Source organism: Shewanella sp. GutCb, assembly GCF_002836135.1.
GTDB lineage: Bacteria > Pseudomonadota > Gammaproteobacteria > Enterobacterales > Shewanellaceae > Shewanella.
The window spans coordinates 63,605-86,925 of record NZ_PJBL01000024.1; the positions used below are offsets into that span (position 1 = coordinate 63,605).

Sequence of the window (23,321 nt, forward strand, 5' to 3'; positions counted from 1 at the left end):
CAGAGGAATTTATGTTATTGCGGCATTGATTGCAATGATCTTTTACGCTTTAGTTACGACTAAAGTATGGTAAGGATCTTGTTTAGGTAAAGCGTCATAAAATGGTCGCCCAGCAATACTCGCCTGCTTTGATGAATGCCCCATTTTATGACAACAAATTGACTGTATTCTAGCCAGATGAATTATTTTAATACTTGTTGATTCACGGTTAATTTAACATCAATATTATTGCGGATAGCATTCGAATAAGGGCAAACCTGGTGAGCGATACGCACCAATTCTATCGCCGACTCTTGTTCAAGGTCGAGTTCAATCGTCAGTGCAGCAGTCAGTGCAAATCCGCCAGACTCATTAGCACCAATCCCTATGGTTGCACTAACGGGTGCAGCATTGATGACTATTTTTTGCTCTCGTGCAACGTGTAATATGGCGTTGGAGAAACATGCCGCATAACCGGCTGCAAAAAGCTGTTCTGGATTAGTCGCATTGCCCGCACCGCCCATCTCTTTTGGGTAGCTAAGATTGACATTAAGTAGGCCATCTTCTGTTTTAGCGACACCGTTACGTCCAGCGGTTGCGTTTGCAGTTGTTTGATAAATAGTTTTCATGGTAAATCCTTAAGCATTTGGGTTGTGCACAATTCAATTGCTAGCAAGTTTATATCGATTTTTATGTTTAACGCAAGTATATTGTGCGCAATTAAGTTTTAAAGGATTCAAATAAATGTCAATTGAGCAAACACGCGATCCGCTATGCCTTGATAATCAAGTGTGTTTTTCGCTGTATAGTGCAACAAATGCGATGGTGAGGGCTTACCGACCTTTACTTGAAAAGTTAGATCTTACCTATCCACAATATTTAGTCATGATGGTGCTATGGGAAAATGATGGCATCAGTGTGAAGGAACTGGGCAACGCGCTGCACTTAGACTCAGGTACGCTAACACCGCTGCTTAAGCGCTTGGAAGTCAAAGGTATGGTGCTTAGAGGACGCAGTGAACTCGACGAAAGAGTGCGAGTGCTGCATATCACTGATGCGGCGAGAACGCTAAAACTTGCAGCTGAAAAGGTGCCAGAGCAGATGATGTGCCAGTTAAAAACTTCGGTTGAAAAGTTGAGCCAGTTAAAATCACTTTGTGATGATATCTACACCGAACTTAGCCATTCAAAGGGGTAAAGGGGGTTAGCTGTGCCGTTTGAGATGAATGGTAATGCGGTTAATAGTTGTGACTGCCGGCAATTCAGATAATACTCAAGGAAGCGAGAATGTTAGTTGCGACTTAAGTTCGATGCCAAGTAGGTTAGGTTTTACATAAGGAGGTGAAATGTCAGCAGTTGATCTAGTTATTGTTGGTGGTGGTATTAATGGTGCAGGCATTGCTCAGTGTGCGGCTGCAGCGGGATACAGTGTCACGTTATTGGAAAAGGGCGTGATTGCCGGTCAAACCTCTGCTAACTCCAGCAAACTTATTCATGGTGGCTTACGTTATTTAGAGACTGGCCAGCTAGCTTTAGTGAGGCAATCTCTTGCAGAGCGTCGGGCACTGTTAAAACTCGCGCCCTCTTTAGTCAATCCTATTCCGTTTTACATTCCTGTTTATGAAGATAGTCGCAGAAGCTCTATAGCGATAAGAGCGGGGCTAAGCTTATATTCGATGCTGAGCAATTTTGATTCTCTAGGCCAATTTAAGTCTATTCCGTCAGTGCATTGGGCAAAAATAAAGGGGCTTAAACTTGACGGGCTTAAAGCGCTTTACCAGTATTGGGACGCGCAAACAGACGATAAGCGACTCACCGAATCTGTGGTGAAAAATGCGCGTAGTATGGGCGCATATGTACTTGAACATGCTAAATGTATCCAAATAGAGCACCAGAAAAGACATTGTGTTGTGCGTTATGAATGCCAAGGGCAACAACATGAAGTCGAAGCGCTTGCGGTGGTGAATGCCGCTGGGCCTTGGGTTAATGATGTACTTAATTGTGTGACGCCTGTCGTGTCACCAGTGCCTATCGAATGGGTGCAAGGTAGCCATTTATTACTGGATATAGCGGCAAACGATGGCATTTTATATCTTGAATCTTGTTTCGATAAACGGGTTGTTTTTGTGATGCCATGGAATGGCAAAACACTGATTGGCACCACCGAAGTCGTGCTTGATGAAATGACGGGACGACCAACGCCCACTGAATCCGAAGTGGATTATTTACTGGGTATTTATAGCCATTATTTTCCATCTATGGGGGATGTCGACAGTCTGAAATCTCGTATTTTGGAAACCTTCTGTGGAGTGCGAGTGCTGCCAAAGCAGCAAGGAAATGCGTTTGATCGCCCCCGTGACACTTTGCAGCAAACCAGCTCATCGCATCCGCATCTGCTCACACTCTATGGTGGCAAACTGACGACTTATCGAACCACCGCTGTCGAAGTGCTTGGATGGCTTGAGTCGCATATTGGCAGCCGTAATGCATTGGCAGACTTCAATCAATTGCAACTGGATTAAGCCCATTAAGCTTTGTCGCTAAAACTAATTTAGCTTTGTGCTGGGCGCTTCATTAAACTGTCATCTTTATGTCATATTCTTTGGCCGTTTTCACTTTGGAAGTTGACCATGCTACAGATATTTATTCGATTTTTTTCTCTTGGTTTAATCTCGTTTGGCGGGCCAGCGGCTCATATAGGCTATTTTAGACAGACATTTGTGCAGGAGCTGCAATGGCTTGATGATAAGCACTATGCCAGTCTGGTGGCGCTAAGCCAGTTTATGCCTGGCCCAGGTTCGAGCCAGGTTGGTTTTGCTATTGGTTATCATAGAGGCGGCTTATTAGGCGGCCTTGCTGCTTTTTTAGGTTTCACGCTGCCGTCGTTTATTTTACTTTTCTTATTAGCGGTAACCAGCAGTCAATGGCTGGACTATTCAATGGCTCAAGGCGTGATACATGGCCTTAAGTTGTTGGCCGTGGTGGTGGTGGCTGATGCCATCTTGATTATGTTTAAGCAATTTTGCCAACGTAAACAAGCGAAGTTATTGATGGTATTTAGTTGCGTGGTGATTTTACTGCAACCTGCAATGCTGATTCAATTTTCACTATTGGTAATCGCTGCCATTATTGGCCGGTATTACCTCTCAGCGACTGACGACAGCGATACACATCCTCCAGTACAAGCACCTGTGCAGCTGAATTTCTTTTGGTTGAGTCTTTTCGCGGGTTTGCTGATCGCATCTTTAGTGGCAATAGGCCTATCTACGCAAGCAGGAATTAGCAATCTTACCGAGTTATTCAGTCAGTTTTATCAAGTGGGTAGCATGGTGTTTGGTGGCGGGCATGTGGTCTTGCCTTTACTGCAATCGAGTATTGGTGACACCATCAATAACGATCAGTTTCTAACGGGTTATGCCTTGGCACAAGCAGTCCCTGGACCTATGTTTGCGTTGGCGGCCTTTCTCGGTGCTGAAATTTGGGTGTCGCAACCGTTAGTTGGTGCACTCGTGGCGACTTTAGCGATTTTCCTACCTGGATTTTTGTTGATGTTAGTCGCGCTTAAAAGCTGGCATGCGATTAGTAGTCGACCTAAGATAACGGGGGCTATCGCCGGAGTTAATGCGTGTGTGGTGGGGTTCTTGTTAGCGGCCCTCTATAACCCAATCTTTAGCAGTGCTGTACTGTCGCCATTGGATATGGCACTGGTGATATTAGGTTTTGGTCTGTTTAAAATATTCAAGCCCAACATCTTTATTCTGGTGGCGGGTTTTGCAATTTCTGGTGGCTTAATTTCTGCGGTCATCACTTAACGTTAAATGATAACGTAAGCGTTCATCGTGCTACTAAAAAGCCGCAGATATTCTCTGCGGCTTTTTGATATCAGTAATCGCTCAGTGGCGATATCAGCCCCTAGGCTGATTCGACTACCATCACCTTTTCAACTTTTACAGCGCACACTTTTAATTCTGGGATCTTGGCAACGGGATCTAAGGCATTAATAGTGAGTTTATTGGCTGCGGACTCTGCAAAATGAAATGGCAAGAAGATAACACCGGCTTGCGCACGTTTAGTCACAAACGCATCTATCTCAATCTCACCACGCCGGGTCGACAACTTAAGTCTGTCGCCGTTGTGTATTTGCAGTTGCTCTGCGTCAAATACCGAGATCATCACTCTGGGCTTGCCAAGCTCATTAAGCCCCGGGGTTTTACGGGTGAGTGTGCCGGTATGGAACTGCTCGAGTAAGCGCCCTGTAGACAGTATCAGTGGGTATTCAGCGCACGGCATTTCAGCCGGGAGTCTATATTGCACTGGGCGCATCTGGCCTTTGCCATGGGTAAACTGCTTGTTATGCAGTATTGGCGTTCCTGGGTGACCTTCAGCTGGGCAAGGCCACTGCAATCCTTGGCGACCATTGGCCGTTTCACTGTCGATCATTTTCCAAGTAATACCACGATACTGCGGCGTGACTTCGGTTATCTCATGCCAGATCTGTCTTTCTGTTTGATAATGCCAGTCTTCACCCATTTGTTTGGCAATAAGTTGAATTATCTCCCAGTCGTTCTTGGCCTCTCCAGGAGGAGTCACCGCTGGGAGTAGCTGCTGCACTCGGCGTTCGGTATTGGTAAAGTGCCCTAGCTTTTCTGCAAACGCAGCGGCAGGCAATACCACATCAGCAAGCTCGGCAGTCTCGGTTAAGAAAATATCTTGTACTACGATGAACTCTGAGGCCTTTAAACCTGCAAGTACATGTTTTTGGTCTGGGTCACTCAGTACTGGGTTTTCACCCATGACATATAGGGCTTTGAGTGAACCATGGGTCAACCCCTGCATCATCTCGGTGGCCGACACTCCTATCTCTGATGGCAGATCGTCTTTGCCCCAAGCTTTTCTAAAGCGCATTTGGACTAACGGGTCATCCAGTTTTTGATAACCACTAAAGTAATTAGGCAACGCGCCCATATCGCAAGCGCCCTGTACATTACTTTGGCCACGCAGAGGGTTTATACCAGCGCCTTTCATCCCTATATTGCCGCAAAGTAACTGTAAGTTAGAGATTGCTGTGACATTGTCATGGCCAGAAGTATGTTGGGTAATCCCCATCGCATAGTAAATGGCGGTTTTTTTAGCGGTGCCAATGAGACGAGCAATTTCAACGATATCTTCTGCTTTTACCCCGGTGATTATTGCAGTATTTTCAGGGCTATAGTCATCGCTCATCACTTCATCAAAAAGGTCGCTAAAGCCATCTACACGCTGTTGAATATAGTCTAAATCATGCCAATCATTCTTGATAATCTGCTGCATAATTGCATTCAACAGCATCACATCTGTGCCTGGCTTTTGCGCAACATAAAGCTGGGCTTTATCAGCGATTGAGACTCTCTTAGGGTCGGCAACGATTAAGCGTGCACCATGATCCTTTATTGCCAGCTTAATATGTGAAGCAATAATGGGATGAGCACTTTCAGTGTCGGATCCAATGATAAATATTAGATCCGAATCTTTAATGCTGGGAATGTCATTGGTCATGGCACCGCTGCCTATGCTTTCGCGGAGCGCCGTAACTGTTGATGCATGGCAAAGTCGAGCGCAGTGATCGATATTGTTGTTACCAATAACGCTGCGAAACAGTTTCTGGAATAGAAAATTGTCTTCGTTGGTGGCCTTGGCCGATGACAAACCCGCTATTGATTTTGCCCCATACACGGCTTTAATTTTGCTAAATTGATTACCAATATGCGTAATCGCTTCTTGCCAGCTGGCTGGTGTTAGCACGCCACTTTTACGAATAAGTGGCGTTGTTAGGCGCTTGTCACTGTTGACAAAGTCAAAACCAAAACGGCCCTTAACGCAAAGCATACCAGCGTTGACGGGGGAGTTTTTATCGCCATTGATGTGGCGAATTTGATTCTTTTGTTTATCGACATGCATCTCAACACGGCAACCAATACCACAATAGGTACAAATAGTTGAGACCGTTTCCAATGGTTGCTTAAGCTCAGCGGTTAATCCCTGCGTCTTATCGCGAGAATCGACCAGAGCACCCGTTGGGCAAACTTGCACACAGTTACCACATTGTACGCAATCACTGTCATTCATGGTGGCGCTAAAGCCCACTCTCGGAGCATTGCGCTGGGCTGTGTCCGTAGAAAAGGGGAGTGCGTGGTAATGGTCTTTTTCAAAACAGATAGCATTGTGACCACTGGCTCCTTTACAGGTTTCAACACAGGCGCCGCAGCTAATACAGCGGTTGGCATCGAAAGTGATAAAGGGTGCGCTGGTATCGACACTAAAATGCTGGGCATTTTGACTATCGAGCTCTACTGCCTTGACCTTGTATTCGGTGGCGTAATCTCGCAGTTTACAGTCGGTGTTGACCTGACAAGCACACTCAAGACAACGAGCCGCCTCTTTCATCGCTTCATCGGGAGCAAAACCGAGTTCTACTTCGCTGAAATTAAGCGCGCGTTGTAGCTTTGCAAGCTCTGGCATTTTACTGCGTAATTGCTGCTCTGTATCGGGGTAAAGCGCATCGGTGCCAAGCGTGGCTAATTGGCTCGTTTTGGCGGCTTTGCTGGAGTTAAATAGCTGTTTATCAAGCTCACAAGTCAGCCCTTGTGTCAGCAGTTTTTCAATGGCATCGGCAGCTTTTCTGCCATCGGCAACAGCAGCAACGGCAGTGGCGGGTCCTGTTCGAGAATCCCCAATGACAAACAGTTTATCGAGTCCTGCGGAAAGCCCAGCAGACATCGTATGTTCACAGCCTTCAAATGTATTCCATCGAGTCAGCGCCACTTCACCGGTCGCTAATTTGCTGTCTGGATGATTTAAAAAGCTCATGTCTGGTGTTTGCGAAACCGCAGGGATCACGGTATCAAAGGCTTCAACAAAGGTGTCACCTGTGGGTTTTGGCGACCGACGACCCGAAGCATCGGCATCACCGAGTGCCATTATTTCGAATGTGACCTGACTAACTCGGCCAGCATCATCGCTATGGTTTTCAATTGGATTGGTTAAGAAATGAAACTTAATGCCTTCTTGCTCAGCTTCATGAATTTCATAAGGCTCTGCTGGCATCTCATCGCGAGTACGACGATAGATTAAGGTCACATCTGCGCCATCACGTTTTGCCGTGCGAGCGCAATCGATGGCGGTATTACCGCCGCCAATAACGGCCACTTTCTGGCCTGTTTTATAGGCCTTCTCAGTGCAATAATCTTTAAGGTAGTCAACGCCTAAATAACACCCATCGAGTTCGATACCGGGATAGTTCATTGGCACGGCTTTTTGCGCACCAATTGCCAGACAAACGGCATCAAAATCGGCCAGTAAACCGTTTAAATGAATATCTCGACCCAAGCGAACATTAGTCTGAATATCCAGACCATTTTTGCATAACAGATCAATCTCTTTATCCAGAATGGCTTTAGGTAAACGATACTCTGGAATGCCGTATCTTAACCAACCTCCAGCTTGCGGCATGGACTCGAATACCGTGACATCATGGCCATTATTCGACAAGTAATAACCTGCTGATATTCCCGCTGGGCCACTGCCTATAATGGCGACTTTTTTGTCGGTGGCCGGCTTTTTAGGGGGCACGTAAGGGGCATCACCTTCAATGTCCAGATCCGCTGCGTGACGTTTTAGCTGTCGAATAGCCACGGGTTCGTCAACCAGACCACGTCGACATTCTGTTTCGCAAAAAGCGGGGCAGACACGACCAATCGACAAAGGAAGTGGCAGCGTTTGCTTAATCACTTTAACCGCTTCGCGGTGGTCGCCTTGTGCTATGTGGTGCAGGTAAGATTGTACATCGACCCCCGCAGGACAAGCGGTTTGGCATGGTGCTTCGCAGTCGGCAAAGTGGTCAGATAATATGGTGTGTAACGCGGCTTTACGCTGTTTACTGAGTGCGGCTGATTGAGTGATAACGTCAATATATTGTGAGTCAATATCAGCGACTTTGGTTTCACAGGCGCGAACGGTGTTGAGCTTGCCATCTGCATTTTTAAGTTCAACATGGCAGAGATTACAGTGCTGCTTAGTGTTGGTGACCAGTGAGCTTGCAGGGCTTTTACACAAATTGGGGATCGCGATATTAGCGTTAAGCGCTACATCGAGTAGGGTATCTTGTTGATTGGCAGTAAGGGTTATGCCATCAATACGTATTTGTTTCATCGCAAGGGCCTTTTAGTTATTGAGGTTCACAGCTTTCGACATTTTATTGAGACGCTAAGCCTCGATTGTCAAAGTGCGCGCTCTGAGTATGGACTCGACGATACTTGATGCTTTTGAGTATACCCTCGCACTTTTTTTACGCAGAAATTGGCGCTTATTTTTCTGCTGTATTTGCTAGTGAATTCACAAAGGCTGATGGAAATGTGCACTAACCTGTGGGTGTAGGTTTGTAAGTGTGAGCTAGGTAGGGTTTGTGTTTGACTTGGCTGCTTATGCGGCCTTACGGCCGAGGTAAGTCTTGGCGCTTCGCCCACCCCCGAACCAAGGGACAAAGCGCTTGCGCCCCTTGGTAATCCCTCAGCGCCCCGGCGAAATTTAAAAAGCAAAATTTCCAACGGGGAAAATTGGTGTTATTTGTTAGTAAAGAGGTAGGTTTCTAGAGTTGGGTTTTCAAATTTAAAAACTTAGATACCGAGAGTTTGCGCTTTTAGAAACCAGTGTAGATGCGGCCGTGACCGTCCATTACATGGATGTCATGGCCGAGCTTCCAAGGATGGACTTGTAGCGTGTCACGGAAGTATCTGCGGATACGCCGACCGCTGGTCATTGGAACCGCCTTTGCCTGAAGGTAACGCACTTTTGTCCCAAAGTTTGTTAGCTGCGCATTAGCCTTTTGAGCTAATGAAGCTGTGCTTGCTCAACGCAGTGGTGCTTCACCAATTATAATAAAGACTCGAACAAGAAGGCTGTTCTTGTCTTCCTTAGCGGGTCATCTTTTTTACAAATACCACTACGAATAACGCGATAGTAAAGCTGCCGGTAAAGGCTTCGAAAGCGGCAATGGCGCGGGAAATGCCAATCGGAGTAAAGTCGCCATAACCGAGGGTGGTAAAGGTCACTACCGAGTAATATACGCAGTTAAGGAAAACAATTAAGTTACTGTAAAAGCTATTATTTAAATTAAACTGATGTATCTCACCATCAAAGTTTAGACCTGTGAAAAAATAAAGGATAGCGCTGAAAAGGATCAGTGCAAGCGAGAAGACAATGACTCTTAAAGGGGCTTCGCCATAGCCACAGAATAGGTCAATTGCTTTTGAAAGAAAGCGTTTAAGGCAACGCTTAGGCATTTGGTGGCGACGCATGGTGAGTTCTTTACGAATGTATTTGCCAGACATGGCGAACAGGCCTTCACGTTCAGCGGCTTTTCGTAGATCGCGATAGATCTCTTCAGCTTGTTGAAAGTAGTCCAATGCTTGCTCTTTATGGCCATTTTGCTCCGCCACACTAGCCAGCTTTTCTTGGCGTAAGACGTTGCCTGCTTGCATATTTTCTATCTTAGCTCCGACCCATTTTATGCCGAGTAAATTACAGCCACTAAGATTAGCGCAATGCAGATTGGCTTCCCGCAGGTCTGCTTTCATCAAGCTGGCGTTACTGAAGTTTATGTTGAACAGGTGCCCGCCGCTTAAATCGGCGCGATAGAGTTCGGCGTTACTAAGGTCATAGCCGATTTTTTGATGGTGACGTACTAAGTCAATTCCGGCGAGTTTAGCGTGGTTGAGACTGATGCCCCTGAGTTGACCACCGCGGTTTGCATACAGTTCAAGCAGTTGAATATCTTCAGGCCTATTCTTAATAAATTTAGGATCATGCCAATAACATAACCCCGAATCACCGGCAGGTTCGTGGCAAATATGGACGTTGTCTTCATGATAGCGACATGTCAGAGCTTGTTCATGTGATGGCTGGATCAATGGCATAATCGCCTCAATCTTTAACGGTATTTTTATTATAGTAATGGAGTGGTTTATTTGCAGATTTTGCAAATGAATTCACCGTTTTCTTATTTTGCTCGTTGTTGTTAAATGGCAGAATAGAGGGCTGAAAGTGGCTTTATGTCACCTAAGTTTAAAATGTTGAATAAAATTGCGGTTTTGATTGCTTTTGCAGCTAGGTTTCAACCCATGCATGGGTTAAAATAGTCGGCTGTGTATCTATTGATAATTGAGACGATAGACGCGGATTCTTTCTGCTGTTATCTGTCGTCAGTAAAATTAATTAAAAAGTTGATTAAATCATGTTTGAAGTAAATCCAGTTAAATTCAAAATCAAGGAGCTCGCTGACCGTACCGACCTTCTTCGGGGGTATCTTTGACTACGATGCTAAAAGTGAGCGTCTAGAAGAAGTAAGCAGAGAACTTGAGAACGCGGAAGTTTGGAATAATCCAGAAAATGCTCAGGCGCTAGGCAAAGAGCGTGCGTCGCTTGAAGCGATAGTTAAAACTATCGACGATATGGATAGCGGTCTAGAAGATATTCAAGGATTGCTAGAACTTGCCATTGAAGAGGACGATGAAGACACCTTCAATGATGCCAGTACAGAATTAGATGATCTTGAGAAACGGTTAGAGGAACTCGAATTCCGCCGCATGTTCTCAGGTCCACACGATATATCAAACAGTTACTTAGATATTCAGTCAGGTTCTGGCGGAACTGAGGCGCAAGATTGGGCCAATATGGTGCTGCGTATGTTCTTGCGTTGGGGCGATGCTCACGACTATAAACCTGAACTGATTGAAGTGACTGATGGTGATGTTGCCGGTATTAAAGGCGCCACCATTAAGTTTACCGGCGAGTATGCCTTTGGTTCACTGCGTACTGAAACTGGCGTACACCGTCTAGTGCGTAAGTCACCGTTTGATTCATCAGGTAAGCGTCACACCTCTTTTTGCTCGGTATTTGTTTATCCAGAGCTTGATGACTCGATTGAGATTGATATCAATCCATCGGATCTCAGAATTGATACCTACCGCGCCTCGGGTGCGGGTGGTCAGCACGTGAATAAGACTGAATCAGCGATTCGTATTACTCACGTGCCCACTAACACTGTCGTGCAGTGTCAGAATGACCGTTCGCAGCATAAGAACCGTGATGCTGCGATGAAACAGTTAAAAGCGAAATTGTATGAGCTAGAAATGCTCAGACAAAACGCTGATAAGCAAGCCGCCGAAGATGCCAAATCAGATATTGGTTGGGGCAGTCAGATCCGCTCATACGTGCTCGATGATGCACGTATTAAAGATCTACGTACCGGTGTTGAAAACCGAAATACCCAGAGCGTTTTAGATGGCGATCTGGACAAGTTTATTGAAGCTAGCCTTAAATCTGGCCTTTAACGAGAGAAGAAGATGACTGAACAAACACAAGATGAGAACAAGTTAATTGCGGAACGCCGAGCCAAGTTAGATCACATTCGCGCGAACTGCCCAGCAAACGGTCACCCGAACAACTTCGATCGAAAACATAAAGCGGCAGATATTCAAGCTGAATATGGTAGTTATACCAAAGAAGAGCTTGAAGGCATGGACATTCAGCGTTCAATTGCTGGCCGTGTTATGGCTAAGCGTGGCCCATTCTTGGTTATCCAAGATGTCTCTGGCCGCATCCAAGCCTATGCAGGTAAAGATGTTCAAAAAGATCTTAAAGCGACGTTCCAAGGTTTAGACATCGGCGACATCATAGGTGTCACTGGTAAGCTACACCTTTCAGGTAAAGGCGATCTTTACGTGAACATGGAACAGTACCAGTTGCTAACTAAAGCACTGCGTCCACTGCCTGAAAAGTTCCACGGATTGTCAGACCAAGAAACACGCTACCGCCAGCGCTACGTTGACTTAATCGTTAACGAAGAATCACGTAATGCTTTCATTATGCGTTCTAAAGTGGTTTCTTCTATCCGTAACTTTATGATTAAAAAAGAGTTCATGGAAGTAGAAACACCAATGATGCACAGCATTCCTGGTGGCGCTACTGCACGTCCGTTTGAAACTCACCATAATGCACTAGATATGGCGATGTACTTGCGAATCGCACCTGAGCTATACCTTAAGCGTCTAGTGGTTGGTGGTTTTGAGCGTGTATTCGAAGTTAACCGTAACTTCCGTAACGAAGGTCTGTCTCCACGTCATAACCCAGAATTCACTATGATGGAATTCTACATGGCTTACGCTGACTTCAACGATCTAATGGATCTTACTGAAGAGATGCTAAGTTCTATCGCGACTGAACTTTGTGGTTCTCCACAACTTCCGTACGGTGAGCATACTGTTGATTTCGGTGGCCCATATGCTCGTTTGAGCATGTTGGATGCGATTAAGAAGTACAACCCAGACAACGAAACGATTCAGTCTATGACTTATGAAGAAGTTAAAGACGTTGAGTTTATGCGTAAATTGGCTCTGAGCCTTGGCATGAAAATCGAGAAGTTCTGGACTTGTGGTCAGCTACTTGAAGAGATCTTTGGTGAAACAGCTGAAACTCAGTTAATGCAACCTACGTTCATTACTGGCTACCCTGCTGATATCTCACCGCTTGCACGTCGTAACGATGAAAACCATTTCATCACCGACCGTTTTGAGTTCTTTATCGGTGGCCGTGAAGTGGCTAACGGTTTCTCTGAGCTTAACGATGCAGAAGACCAAGACAGCCGCTTTAAAGCGCAAGTTGACGCGAAAGATGCAGGCGATGACGAAGCAATGTTCTACGACGCAGATTATATCCGCGCACTAGAGCACGGCTTACCACCAACTGCAGGTCAAGGTATCGGTATCGACCGTTTGGTTATGCTGTTTACTAACACGCACACTATTCGTGACGTGATCTTGTTCCCAGCGATGCGCCCTGAAGCTTAATCGTTAGTAGCAAACTTTTTACTCTTTGAGTAAAACAAAAAACCAGCCTTCAGGCTGGTTTTTTTATGCTTTAAAAGGCTTAAAAGCTCAATGTTTGAAGCCTATTTTAAGTTTACTGCCCTTTTTTGAATGGCTGATAAAAATTAGTACGGTGATGCACAGCAATATCTTCTAGTGCTAATGGACCATCTTGCCAAGGATTACCATTGTCATAGAGAGACTCAAGCACGTAATAGCGATTACCATGTTGACCTAATAACTGCCAACTTCTGTACTGACGATAGAAGCAGTTACTATCGCTACGAGGATCGCAATTACTACTGGTTGGGTTGCCATTTAACCATTCAAGTGAACGGTATAGAACCACTTGGTTGTTCTCCATATACCAATGCAGGGGCGTTGTTTTGTACAAAATGCTGCCATCTACAGAGGTTGCTTTTAGGTTCGCACTACCGTCGGCTAACAGCTCCCATTTGATCCCGTAACCCATTACATCATATTTGGGCTGACTGCTGCTAAAACCATGATCCCAGTTACCCACGAAATCACTGGCTTGCCAGCTCGATGCTGATAGTGTCGTCGCCATATTAGTGTACTGTACATTGATTTCGCCTTTTTCATACAGGGCAAATACCGATGCGCCACCTTTACGATCAGAGCGATCATCAAACAGCTTTAACCAGCGGATGCTGTAGTCGCTAAAGCTCATTGTTAACACGCCATCAGCATCGATAAGCCAAGTGAAATTAGCGTTATCTTCCAACACCGAACCGCTGCCATTATCATCGAACTGATAGGTCATTGCAGGTAATGTGTTTTGCAGACGATTTAATGCCAACGCGCTATCAGAGTAGTGTTCAAATACAATAGCTTGCCCCAGTAGATCTTTCTCTTGCCAAGCTTCTACGTCATCGATATTAAAGGCAGTGAAATACATCTCTTCATCGATGATTTCGTTGGCAACCTCAGCGCCATTATCTCTATCTACGCACACTCGATGACGCTTAAAGATTTCGACAGCTTGTTGCACACCTTTAAAGCGGCCTTTTATCATCTCAAAACGTTTACTTATCGGTGTATAGGTACAAGTGGCTGGATCTTGGATCCCTTCTATCCAATTAGACTGAACTTGGGTTGACCAAGATGAGGTATCAACTACAATGCCACTCCCATCAACTGACCAACTCGCTGTGGTGATTTCGTCAAGATTCTGTTGTGTGAAAAGGCCGTCCTCAGCAAACGTGTAGGATAAGTTAAATGGAAGCCCTAATCTAACGGTACCTGGTGCGCTGGCTAAGGTGGCGTAATAGGTTTTACCATTGGCTAAGAAGTCATTCGTCTTATTGCCAGTGTGTTGCTTTTGATGACTTAACAACGAATCAAACAGCGCTTTACCGGCATCATCGGCATAAATACCGCTTAAGTATTCCTGCAGCCCTACCATTCCATTGCTGGTGGGTACTGTTTGGTTTTGATCCGCGGCATAACTCAATGCTGTTGCTATCTCTAACAGCAACTCAGTGTCGATATTTTTATAACGTGCGGCTAGCACTTTTGCATCAACGCTTGCATCAGTAATAAAGTCGCTATTACCAAAAAGAGTGATTAAATACAGGTAGTCTGCGGTGGTTAAACTGTTGAGATCGGCCTGTACATTGCCGTTTATTGCTGCAGCCTGTTGCAGGGAAGCTACTTTTTGCACTGTCGCTTTATTGGATGTAGGCTCAGCTTGATTGATATTTTGCAGTAACTCGGCAATTAGACCTGTACGTACTAGTGGGTTTTGAGCCACATCGGCGCTTAATTTGTAGGAACCTTGTTGCTGTAATATATCGATATCAACAGGTAACACATAATTACCATCGGCATCGGTTGTGGTGACAAAACTCTGATCATTAAGGGTTAATGTAATACTGCTATCGCTAACGATAGCGCCATTGTTATTGGCATTACCTGAGAGCTCGATATTGTGGTGGGTATTGTTGAGAGTGAAATCAAGCAGTAACTCAGTGGTTTCACCACTGTCATCGGTGGCGACAAATTTAAGCTGCCCAGCTTCAGTCTGCGCAACCTTAGGCATTTTTATGGTGAGTGTGTCGCTCATTTCACCAGAAAGTACCGCTGCGCTGCCTAATACTTGCTGCCACTGTGTCGCAGCTATATCACCATCTTCATCCGTTACAGTGGCTGTAATAGTGTAAGTTTTGTCTTCATCAACTTGAGTCAGCGCTGCAATATTCACCGTTGGCGCTAAGTTGTTGAGCAGTTTTACATTGACTGAAGTTGAGGTGGTTGCTCCATCATTGTCTGTGACCGTAAGCTTGAATGTCACCGTTTGATCTTCGTCTACAGTGGGAATCGTTAAGCTTACACTGGCAGTATCGATATCGGCCATCTGCACCGTAATACCCGCCGTTTGTTGCCATTGATAGCTGGCGATACTGCCATCGCTATCGGTAGCATTAGCGTTGATAGTGAGCGATAACCCCTCTTTAATTGTCAGCCCTGTAATAGGGACTATTTGTGGTAATTGGTTCTGAGGAGTGGGTGCGGATTCATCTCCGCCGCCACCGCAAGCCGTTAAGGCTAATGTAAGAGGAAATACAGCCAAGGAAGTTAATATTTTTTGAGACATACGTTACCTTTATAATAATTTTTATTGGTAAACCTATTGCCTACATAAAGATTGGGTATTGCTTGAATTCCTTTTTAAGCACTTGCAATAAATATGCAGTGTCTTGAGGTTACTATGTGTAAATAACCGTAACGAATTTACATTTTTATAACTAAAAATCAATACTTCTTGATCTTATTTTTATTAAAAAAGAGATAATGACTCAATGACGTTATCGCTATAGTGATATCACCTACTATTGGCCATTAGACTGGTTAATAATTTATAGCCATGTAACCGTCTCATTTGAGATGACTACGCATAAATATCAGCAATAGCATTAGCCACTCAGAACCAATGTGTTTGCTTTACATTGTCATGGTGCATGATCCTTAAGCCCCATCGGCAACCTTGTCGTTTATTTTCCATCCGTGGGGGAATATTAAACGCTTCTCTGCACTTGCTAAGTCGTTATCTTGATTCCTCCAGTGCTGAGCTTGTTAGTCGACCATTAACCCCGCTGGGCTTGCTTATGCCAGTGAATAATATTGACTGGGGACAATATGGATCGCTATATTCGAAACTAAATTAGCCTTTCAGGCTATTGTTTGGCGGATGTGTAGTCGTTTATTCTTATTTTGTACCGCGTTATTCGACGCGATGAAATTGACTAGGCTAGATGTTTGCAGTTGGTCTTAATTAAGGATGATTATGAAAACTAAAATACTCGCATTACTGACAACATTATCTCTAGGTCTAGGACTTGTTGCTGCGGTGAATGCCAATCCAATGCAAGATGAGCAGCGCTACTGTGCAGCGAACCCAGTCGATTGCTACTGCGAGTATCGCGGTGGCGTTAAGTATTGTTTTATTAAGTAATTTAAGCGCTATCTAAACATAAAAACCAGCCACAAGGCTGGTTTTTATATCTAGGTCTTGAATGTTTTTTTAAAGCTTAGCGTCTTGTGCGGTGTTTGCAGTTTGCGTTTTTATTGCAGGTGTGAAAGCAGGTGTACTGCTGGATAATTGTTTCGCGGTCTTGGCGGCATAACGGGTTATTTTCTTGTGAATAGGTTTCTGCGCCAGCGTATCCAATACCTCTTTATAGCGGCCATTTTTACTGTTGCTGAGTACCTTGCACAGCCAAGCGAGAGAATCGGCAAAATGACCATCTTGGGTGCCTTGGTTATCCCAAATGTATTGCGCGATATGGTCGAGCGAAGCCTGATCAGTTAACGGTAACTTAATAGCTTCTCTTGCCGCTGCGCGTATTTGAGTGACATCGTTGCTGACAAGGCGAGATAACAGGTCGCGGTACTCTGCGGTAACAGCAGAAATGTCGGCATTAGTCTGTTTAGATTTAAGATCAACTATCCAGTGAGTGTCCTCATACCTCAGCTCCATAGAGCCAAAGTTGATATAGGACAGACGCAAATTCTGAAACGTTTGGCGGCCAATAAAGGGGCGACTATAGCTGCGAATATACTGGCCTACGCCATCAGGATTACCTAGTAGCGACAATACGACTTCTAAGGTGTCACCGGTTCTAATTCTTTCAAAATTATCTGCAGTGGCACGAATATGTTTGGGATTACTGGGGGCGATTTGTGCTGTATATTCAGCGGCAATAAATTGCGGCACCTCAGTATTATTAAGTGCTTTTATGGCGCTTTTAAAATAGCGTTTTATCTTGTTTGATTGGGCAAGTTTTAGTTGCTGGTTGAGTAATTGTTGATATCGACCATTTTTACTTTCCCCGATAGCTTTGGCTAACCAAGAGATAGTGTCGTCAAATTCTTTATCTTCTTTATCACCATTGTGATTCATAGACCAAATTGTAAATGCCGCTAAGTCCCACAGTTGAACATTATCGGGTAAATCATGGTGTAGTGCTTTTGCCCCTAATTTCACGTTTTGTAAGTTCTGGCTGGTGAGCAAGTTCGCGTAGATAGATTCTTTACTGTCAAAGCCAGCATGAGCCACAAAAGAGCATAGGGTTAAAAAGATAAAGAGGAGTTTTTTCATATTGTGAAGATCCATTTTTCGGCATCTTAAGTTGATGATGCCCTAAAGCTGTCCATTGTGAGTGCATAATGACCGATTATTAGGCTGACTTCAATTGATCCATATTGATGTGGATGAGAGCTATCGCTTGCCCAGACTTGGCGGTACTTTTATGTGAGACGTCATTGAGCTTGAGTGTTAACGGGTTAAGCTTGTTGTAGCTGCTTGAGCACTAGCATCGTCCTTATTGGTTGCTTAAAGTTGAATATGTTGATGAAAAGCATATTCGTTATATTTAGATTTAACTATCAGCAACCTATCAGTAACCTATCAGTAACCTATCAGTAACGTGGCGACGGTAAATTTTACTCTTATGCCGAGTTAATAATCTTTCGTTTGTTTGAGGTTTAGGCCCCTTCAGACGAAATATTCTATTAATGTTAAATAAGTGATTTTTGGACTATAAATGTTTGCCCTTACAGGATATTGTGGCAGGTTATATGGTTATAGTTTTAGTGCGTTGGTTGGTTCGCATTAATTGGATGGAGTGTTGAATGATAGTGATAAATATCTCTACGACTCAGCAAGCACAGTGGCGGAAGTCCATTGACATGCTGGCACGCATTTCTTGTTGTGGAGTTGGCCTATTGAAGGTTAATCAAGATGACTGCCTAGAGCCTTTTACGGCGGTAGGCATTGATCGTGATAATTTAGAACATCTCAGTCAAATCTGTGCTGCATCAGATCTCAATAACGCGTCATCAACATCTTCTTTTTCAAACACTTCAACTAAAACCGCCCAACCCGCATCCAATGATAGCTTATTTGAATCGGGTTTAAGCTGCTGCGTGGCAATCCATTGGCCTTCTCAAGCACTCTTTGGTTACCTATGCCTTACTACACCGGCAAAGCAAAATACTCACTCGCTAAACAAAGCTGATTTAAGGCTACTACTAAAACAATGTGCTGATAGTTTTGAGCTTGATCTCTTGAGCATTTATCGCCATTACCGGAAAAGTATCCAGCGAGAAGATGATGCTGAAACAGCAGTAACAAAGGTCAGCTTGCAGCAGTTTATCGATACGATGAAAGAACATGTATGGATGAAAAATCCCCAAGGACGCTATGTGATTGTTAACCATAGTGTCGAGGTCGCTTGGGATATGTCTCGTGCGCAGATCCTTAATCATACGGACGAAGAATTATTTAATCCTCAATTAGCAAAACAGTTTGTTGATGGCGATAAAGAATCGGTTACCAAAGGTGTACAGATTACGGCTGGAGAGTGCCAAGGTCTGGATATTGGTGATGTTGAATCATGGTTAGAAACGACCAAAGTGCCGATTGTGGCTGATACTGGAGAACTGACTGGCATCATTGGTATCTCGCGTAATATCTCGTCGCATAAGGCGGCGCAAGATCAGCTAGAACTTGCCGCTCGCGTATTCGAAAACTCTGTGGAAGGGGTGTTGATCACCGATGTTGATGGCAATATTATCGATGCTCATGGTGCTTTTACTCATATTACTGGCTTTGAGAAAAGTGAGTTAATCGGTCAAAATCCGAAGATGTTTAATTCTGGTCGTCACGATAAAGCATTTTTTAACAATCTATGGCAGTCACTGTTAAACACTGGAAAATGGCACGGTGAAATATGGAATCGCCGTAAAAATGGTGCGGTTTTTCCACAATTATTGACGATCAGTGCCGTGTACGGTGATGAACATCAAATCCGTTACTTCGTTGCTGTTTTTGCTGACTTATCGACACAGAAAAAAAACGAAGCGGAGTTGGCCCATTTAGCCTTTCATGACCCACTAACCAAACTACCTAATCGTATGGCAGTAACCTCTCGGTTGGAGCAAGAGATTAGACTGGCAAATAGAAGTGAATATCAGTTAGGCGTAGTTTACATCGACGTCGACCTATTTAAGCAGATCAATGATAGCTTTGGTCACCTTATGGGTGATGAGGTGTTGGTCGAATTAAGTCATCGTTTAAGCCTTGCTTTAGGTAGCTTAGCAACTGTTGCGCGGCTGGGGGGAGATGAGTTCGCGGTGATCCTCCCCAATATTGAAAGTAGCGATATGCTTTCATTAAGGATCAGTACGCTACAACACGTTTTTGAACGGCCGTTTTTACTGGGTGACAATGCACCAGTGCGGTTGACAGCCAGTATGGGGGTGGCTATCTATCCCCAAGACGGTCGCGATTCGAGTACGCTCTTGGTTAATGCTGATGCTGCTATGCACAGGGCTAAACACGATGGTCGCAATAATTACGCCTTTTACACCGAATCTTTAACTTATGAGTCGGTAGCGCACCTTAAACTGCAAAGTGCGCTACATGATGCGCTGTCTCAAGACGCATTGTACTTGGTGTATCAACCGAAAGTTGATTGTCGCAGTCAGCAGCTAAGTGGCTTTGAAGCATTATTGCGTTGGGAAGATCCTGTATTAGGCAGAATATCTCCGGCTATATTTATTCCAGTCGCTGAAAAAATTGGTTTGATCCAAGAGATTGGCCGCTGGGTATTACAACAAGCTTGTGAGCAAGGTGTGAGATGGCTCGCTGAGGGCAAAGATTTTGTGCGCATTGCAGTCAACGTAGCAGCGCAACAATTGCAACGGCGTAATTTTGTCAACGAAGTTGCTGAAGTGCTCAAAGCCACAGGTTTACCGGCAAATAGATTAGAGCTTGAAGTGACCGAAAGCTGCATGATGACCGATCCTGAATCAGTCGGTCGCGATCTGGTTAAGCTCGGGAACATGGGGATTATGTTATCGATTGACGATTTTGGCACCGGATACTCGTCCCTCAATTACCTTAAAAAACTGCCTATCAATAAACTGAAAATAGACCAAAGCTTTGTGAGAGATATCCCTGATGATGTCCATAACACCGCCATCGCCAAAGCGGTTATTGCCTTGGGCCATTCACTTAACTTAAAAGTGATTGCTGAAGGGGTTGAGACCGTAGAACAAGCGCAGTTCTTAGCGGATTATGGTTGTGATGAAGCCCAAGGCTATTTATTCAGTAAGCCAAAGCTGGCGGCAGAACTTAATCACTTTTTTGTAAATGAGGGCTGTATTAACGACTCACCTAATGATGAGTGTTAACGTTTGATGATAAGCGATTAGTTGTAGCAGCCACTTATAAGTGACTAATTATAAATGATTAAGTACGGCGCTAAAATCTAGCAAGGGGATCACGTCGCCAGCTTGCATTGTCGCTATGTCTATATCACCAATTCTCACCCTCACCAGCCTCAGTGTGGCGAATCCTACCGCGGCAGTCATTTTTCTAATCTGGCGATTCTTACCTTCACATAATGTAATCGAGACCCAACTCGTTGGGCCGTGTCTTGGATCGCGGATCTTACGGCCCCGTAAAGGCAATTGCGGTTCCTCTGCTAACTTGAACGCTTTACAGGGTAGCGTTTGATACTTCTCTCCATTTACCCCAATTTCAACACCGTTTTGCAGCGCTAATATCGCGTTGGCAGATATATCGCCATCAAGCTGAACATAATACTCTTTTTCGACTTTCTTACTGCGGATCAAGTGGCTCATCATACCGTCGGTTGTCAGTAATAGTAGGCCTTCTGAGTCATGATCAAGTCGGCCGATAGCCATGGTTTTTTCGGGAAAAATAAATAGCTCACCCAGTAGCTTTTTGCTTTTACGTGTTTCAGGTAAAAATTGGCTCAAAAAACCGTATGGCTTAAATATTTTAAAGTGCTGAGCGCTATCAGACGCTTCTTTCAACTCGATTTTGTCTAGCGTGCTTGAGGGCATTAATATCGCTCTTAGTTGGCTTTATTGGGTTAATCTGAACTTAAGGTGATTATACGTAAACTTTTATTCCCAAGCCAATTGACACTGCAAGATTCAGCGGGGATGACTCAAGCATGCCACTCCTGCTTTGGATTAACTTATGAGCGAGTCACCATGAGTTGAACAATGAGCTTTTAATTGAAAATCTTAAACGGTGCTGAATTGACTCAATAGCTAATACAATGGGGATTTAATCGATTGATAATCTCTTCTACAATCAGAGAAGTTCATATTCAATTGTTGAGCAGTGGTCATTTAGTAATTGAAGCCACAATAGCTAATGACAGCGTTGTCATTTGAGGTTATAGTTATGTTACATATTTAGCTGGCAGTACGATAGCTAACCTAGAGTGAGTGTGTGATGCTCGATATAGGCGAGTGCAGATCGACTGGCGCTGCTAATTTCTCACTTTCATTGGATCAATTTTATGCAAATCGTAATATTAAAAGACAGTGCTGCGGTAGCGGCATATGGCGCAAATATTTTTATTAAACAACTGCACAAAAAATCAGACTCAGTGTTGGGATTAGCCACAGGTTCTACACCAGTATCCTTGTATCAGCAGTTAATCGAGGCGACTAAAGCGGGGCAAATATCATTCGCACATACCACCACCTTTAACCTTGATGAATACTTAGGTCTTGCGGGTACGCACCCTCAAAGCTATCGCTACTTTATGAAGCAGCAACTATTTGATCATATTGATATTGATCAGACTAACACCCATGTTCCTCCTGGTGATGCGGCGAATCCTATAACCGCATGCCATGGCTATGAAGCACAGATAAGCGCTGCTGGTGGGGTGGATATCCAGCTATTGGGGATAGGCCGTAATGGCCATATCGGCTTTAATGAGCCGTCATCTGGTTTGATGTCGAGAACGCGGGTAAAGACGCTAACAAAAGCGACTATTGACGACAATGCTCGATTTTTTGAAGCCGATGAATACCAACCACATCTATCGATAACCATGGGGATTGGTACGATCATGGATGCCAAGAAAGTAGTCTTGTTGGCAACAGGCGCAAACAAAGCTGAAGCGATTAAAGCAACAGTCGAAGGGCCATTAACAGCCGCGTGCCCGGCTTCTGCGCTGCAGATGCACCAAGATGTGGTGTTGGTTATTGACGAAGCGGCCGCATCAAGTTTATCTGATTGTGACTTTTACAAACATATTGAAGCGGAAAATCAAAAGCTGATGGCAAGATTAGGCCTGTAGCTATCAGTAATCAATAACGTATAAAAAAGGACAAGCATTGCTTGTCCTTTTTTATGGCTAGCATATCTCACCAACTCTATTTTCACTCTCTTCAAGTTTAGCTTGGCCTCTACTGCAAATTGCTTGTCCTTTTTGGTTGTTAAAGCCGCTTATAGCTGATGGTATAAAAACAATGAGTGATAACTTCTATTATGTTAAATATTTGTATACTCTAAATCTAAAGGAATTGGAGTAATAAATTATGCTGAAGAAGATTTTAATCGTGATTCTAGTGCTGATAGCATTGCCGTTTATCATCGCGCTATTTGTCCAAAAAGAGTATTCGGTTATCACGAATATAACGATCGATAAGCCTACTGCTGAAGTCTTTAATTATGTGAAGTATCTTAAAAATCAAGAAAACTTCAGTGTATGGGCACAGATGGATCCCAATATGACAAAGAGGTATCTCGGCACCGATGGAACTGTCGGTTTTGTGTCTCGATGGGAGAGCGATAATGAGGAGGTGGGTGTCGGTGAGCAAGAGATTATGCGCATCGATGAAGGCAAGCGTATTGATTTTGAATTGCGGTTTTACTCCCCTTTTGAATCGACCGATTTGGCCTTTATGACCACCGAATCAATCAGCACAGATCAGACCTTAGTAAAATGGGGTTTTGATGGGCATTTAGATTATCCAATGAATTTGCTGTTTTTGTTTATGGATTTTGAAACCATGATTGGTAACGATTTGAATCAAGGGTTAGTACAGCTTAAGCAGGTACTTGAGGCAGAATAGTGCTTGCTGG

Annotated in this window: 15 protein-coding genes; 9 read left to right on the top strand and 6 right to left on the bottom strand. The window is 44.2% G+C overall.

Features of this window, described 5'->3' with window-relative positions; genetic code table 11:
* Positions 1 to 182 precede the first annotated feature (182 nt).
* Complete coding sequence (locus CXF86_RS14335) at positions 183 to 608, bottom strand: organic hydroperoxide reductase Ohr (RefSeq protein WP_101091578.1); 426 nt, start codon at positions 606 to 608, stop codon at positions 183 to 185.
* A gap of 115 nt (positions 609 to 723) precedes the next feature.
* On the opposite strand from CXF86_RS14335, the gene CXF86_RS14340 reads away from it, so the two are divergent.
* From CXF86_RS14340 to chrA, 3 genes are all read left to right on the top strand, one after another.
* Positions 724 to 1,176 carry a transcriptional regulator OhrR gene (locus CXF86_RS14340; RefSeq protein ID WP_101091577.1) on the top strand — a complete coding sequence of 151 codons (453 nt, stop codon included), beginning with the start codon at positions 724 to 726 and terminating at the stop codon, positions 1,174 to 1,176.
* Positions 1,177 to 1,324: 148 nt separating this feature from the next.
* Positions 1,325 to 2,500, top strand: a complete 1,176-nt coding sequence (locus CXF86_RS14345) for a glycerol-3-phosphate dehydrogenase/oxidase (protein ID WP_102039311.1) — start codon at positions 1,325 to 1,327, stop codon at positions 2,498 to 2,500.
* A 108-nt stretch (positions 2,501 to 2,608) separates the two neighbouring features.
* The gene (gene chrA / locus CXF86_RS14350) at positions 2,609 to 3,790 is read left to right on the top strand and encodes a chromate efflux transporter (protein ID WP_101091575.1); all 1,182 of its coding nucleotides are present in this window, start codon (positions 2,609 to 2,611) and stop codon (positions 3,788 to 3,790) included.
* Positions 3,791 to 3,890: 100 nt separating this feature from the next.
* On the opposite strand, the gene fdhF is transcribed toward chrA, so the two are convergent.
* Entirely contained in the window at positions 3,891 to 8,165 is a 4,275-nt protein-coding gene (gene fdhF / locus CXF86_RS14355; RefSeq protein ID WP_102039312.1) for a formate dehydrogenase subunit alpha, read from the bottom strand.
* A gap of 761 nt (positions 8,166 to 8,926) precedes the next feature.
* Positions 8,927 to 9,928, bottom strand: a complete 1,002-nt coding sequence (locus CXF86_RS14360; protein WP_102039313.1) for a pentapeptide repeat-containing protein — start codon at positions 9,926 to 9,928, stop codon at positions 8,927 to 8,929.
* Between the two features lie 317 nt (positions 9,929 to 10,245).
* Here CXF86_RS14360 and prfB point away from each other — a divergent pair.
* Positions 10,246 to 11,344, top strand: a protein-coding gene (gene prfB / locus CXF86_RS14365) for a peptide chain release factor 2 (RefSeq protein ID WP_180961075.1) whose coding sequence is annotated in 2 segments (ribosomal slippage) — positions 10,246 to 10,320 and positions 10,322 to 11,344 — 1,098 coding nt in all. Because the reading frame shifts where the segments join, the coding sequence is not laid out codon by codon here.
* 12 nt (positions 11,345 to 11,356) lie between these two features.
* Positions 11,357 to 12,859, top strand: a complete 1,503-nt coding sequence (gene lysS / locus CXF86_RS14370; RefSeq protein ID WP_102039314.1) for a lysine--tRNA ligase — start codon at positions 11,357 to 11,359, stop codon at positions 12,857 to 12,859.
* A gap of 112 nt (positions 12,860 to 12,971) precedes the next feature.
* On the opposite strand, the gene CXF86_RS14375 is transcribed toward lysS, so the two are convergent.
* Positions 12,972 to 15,494 (bottom strand): PKD domain-containing protein, encoded by a 2,523-nt coding sequence (locus CXF86_RS14375; protein WP_102039315.1) that lies wholly within the window; start codon positions 15,492 to 15,494, stop codon positions 12,972 to 12,974.
* Positions 15,495 to 16,184: 690 nt separating this feature from the next.
* On the opposite strand from CXF86_RS14375, the gene CXF86_RS22775 reads away from it, so the two are divergent.
* On the top strand, positions 16,185 to 16,352 hold the full coding sequence (locus CXF86_RS22775; protein WP_157822919.1) for a hypothetical protein: 168 nt from the start codon (positions 16,185 to 16,187) through the stop codon (positions 16,350 to 16,352).
* 69 nt (positions 16,353 to 16,421) lie between these two features.
* Here CXF86_RS22775 and CXF86_RS14380 read toward each other — a convergent pair whose 3' ends face one another.
* Positions 16,422 to 17,498 (bottom strand): hypothetical protein, encoded by a 1,077-nt coding sequence (locus CXF86_RS14380; RefSeq protein ID WP_102039316.1) that lies wholly within the window; start codon positions 17,496 to 17,498, stop codon positions 16,422 to 16,424.
* Positions 17,499 to 18,031: 533 nt separating this feature from the next.
* On the opposite strand from CXF86_RS14380, the gene CXF86_RS14385 reads away from it, so the two are divergent.
* Entirely contained in the window at positions 18,032 to 20,596 is a 2,565-nt protein-coding gene (locus tag CXF86_RS14385; RefSeq protein WP_102039317.1) for a putative bifunctional diguanylate cyclase/phosphodiesterase, read from the top strand.
* 48 nt (positions 20,597 to 20,644) lie between these two features.
* On the opposite strand, the gene CXF86_RS14390 is transcribed toward CXF86_RS14385, so the two are convergent.
* Positions 20,645 to 21,274 carry a pseudouridine synthase gene (locus CXF86_RS14390; RefSeq protein WP_102039318.1) on the bottom strand — a complete coding sequence of 210 codons (630 nt, stop codon included), beginning with the start codon at positions 21,272 to 21,274 and terminating at the stop codon, positions 20,645 to 20,647.
* A gap of 467 nt (positions 21,275 to 21,741) precedes the next feature.
* Here CXF86_RS14390 and nagB point away from each other — a divergent pair, with 467 nt between their 5' ends.
* Together nagB and CXF86_RS14400 are read left to right on the top strand one after the other, a co-directional pair.
* Positions 21,742 to 22,533, top strand: a complete 792-nt coding sequence (nagB, locus tag CXF86_RS14395; protein ID WP_101091566.1) for a glucosamine-6-phosphate deaminase — start codon at positions 21,742 to 21,744, stop codon at positions 22,531 to 22,533.
* A 241-nt stretch (positions 22,534 to 22,774) separates the two neighbouring features.
* Positions 22,775 to 23,311 carry an SRPBCC family protein gene (locus CXF86_RS14400; RefSeq protein WP_102039319.1) on the top strand — a complete coding sequence of 179 codons (537 nt, stop codon included), beginning with the start codon at positions 22,775 to 22,777 and terminating at the stop codon, positions 23,309 to 23,311.
* Positions 23,312 to 23,321: the final 10 nt, after the last annotated feature.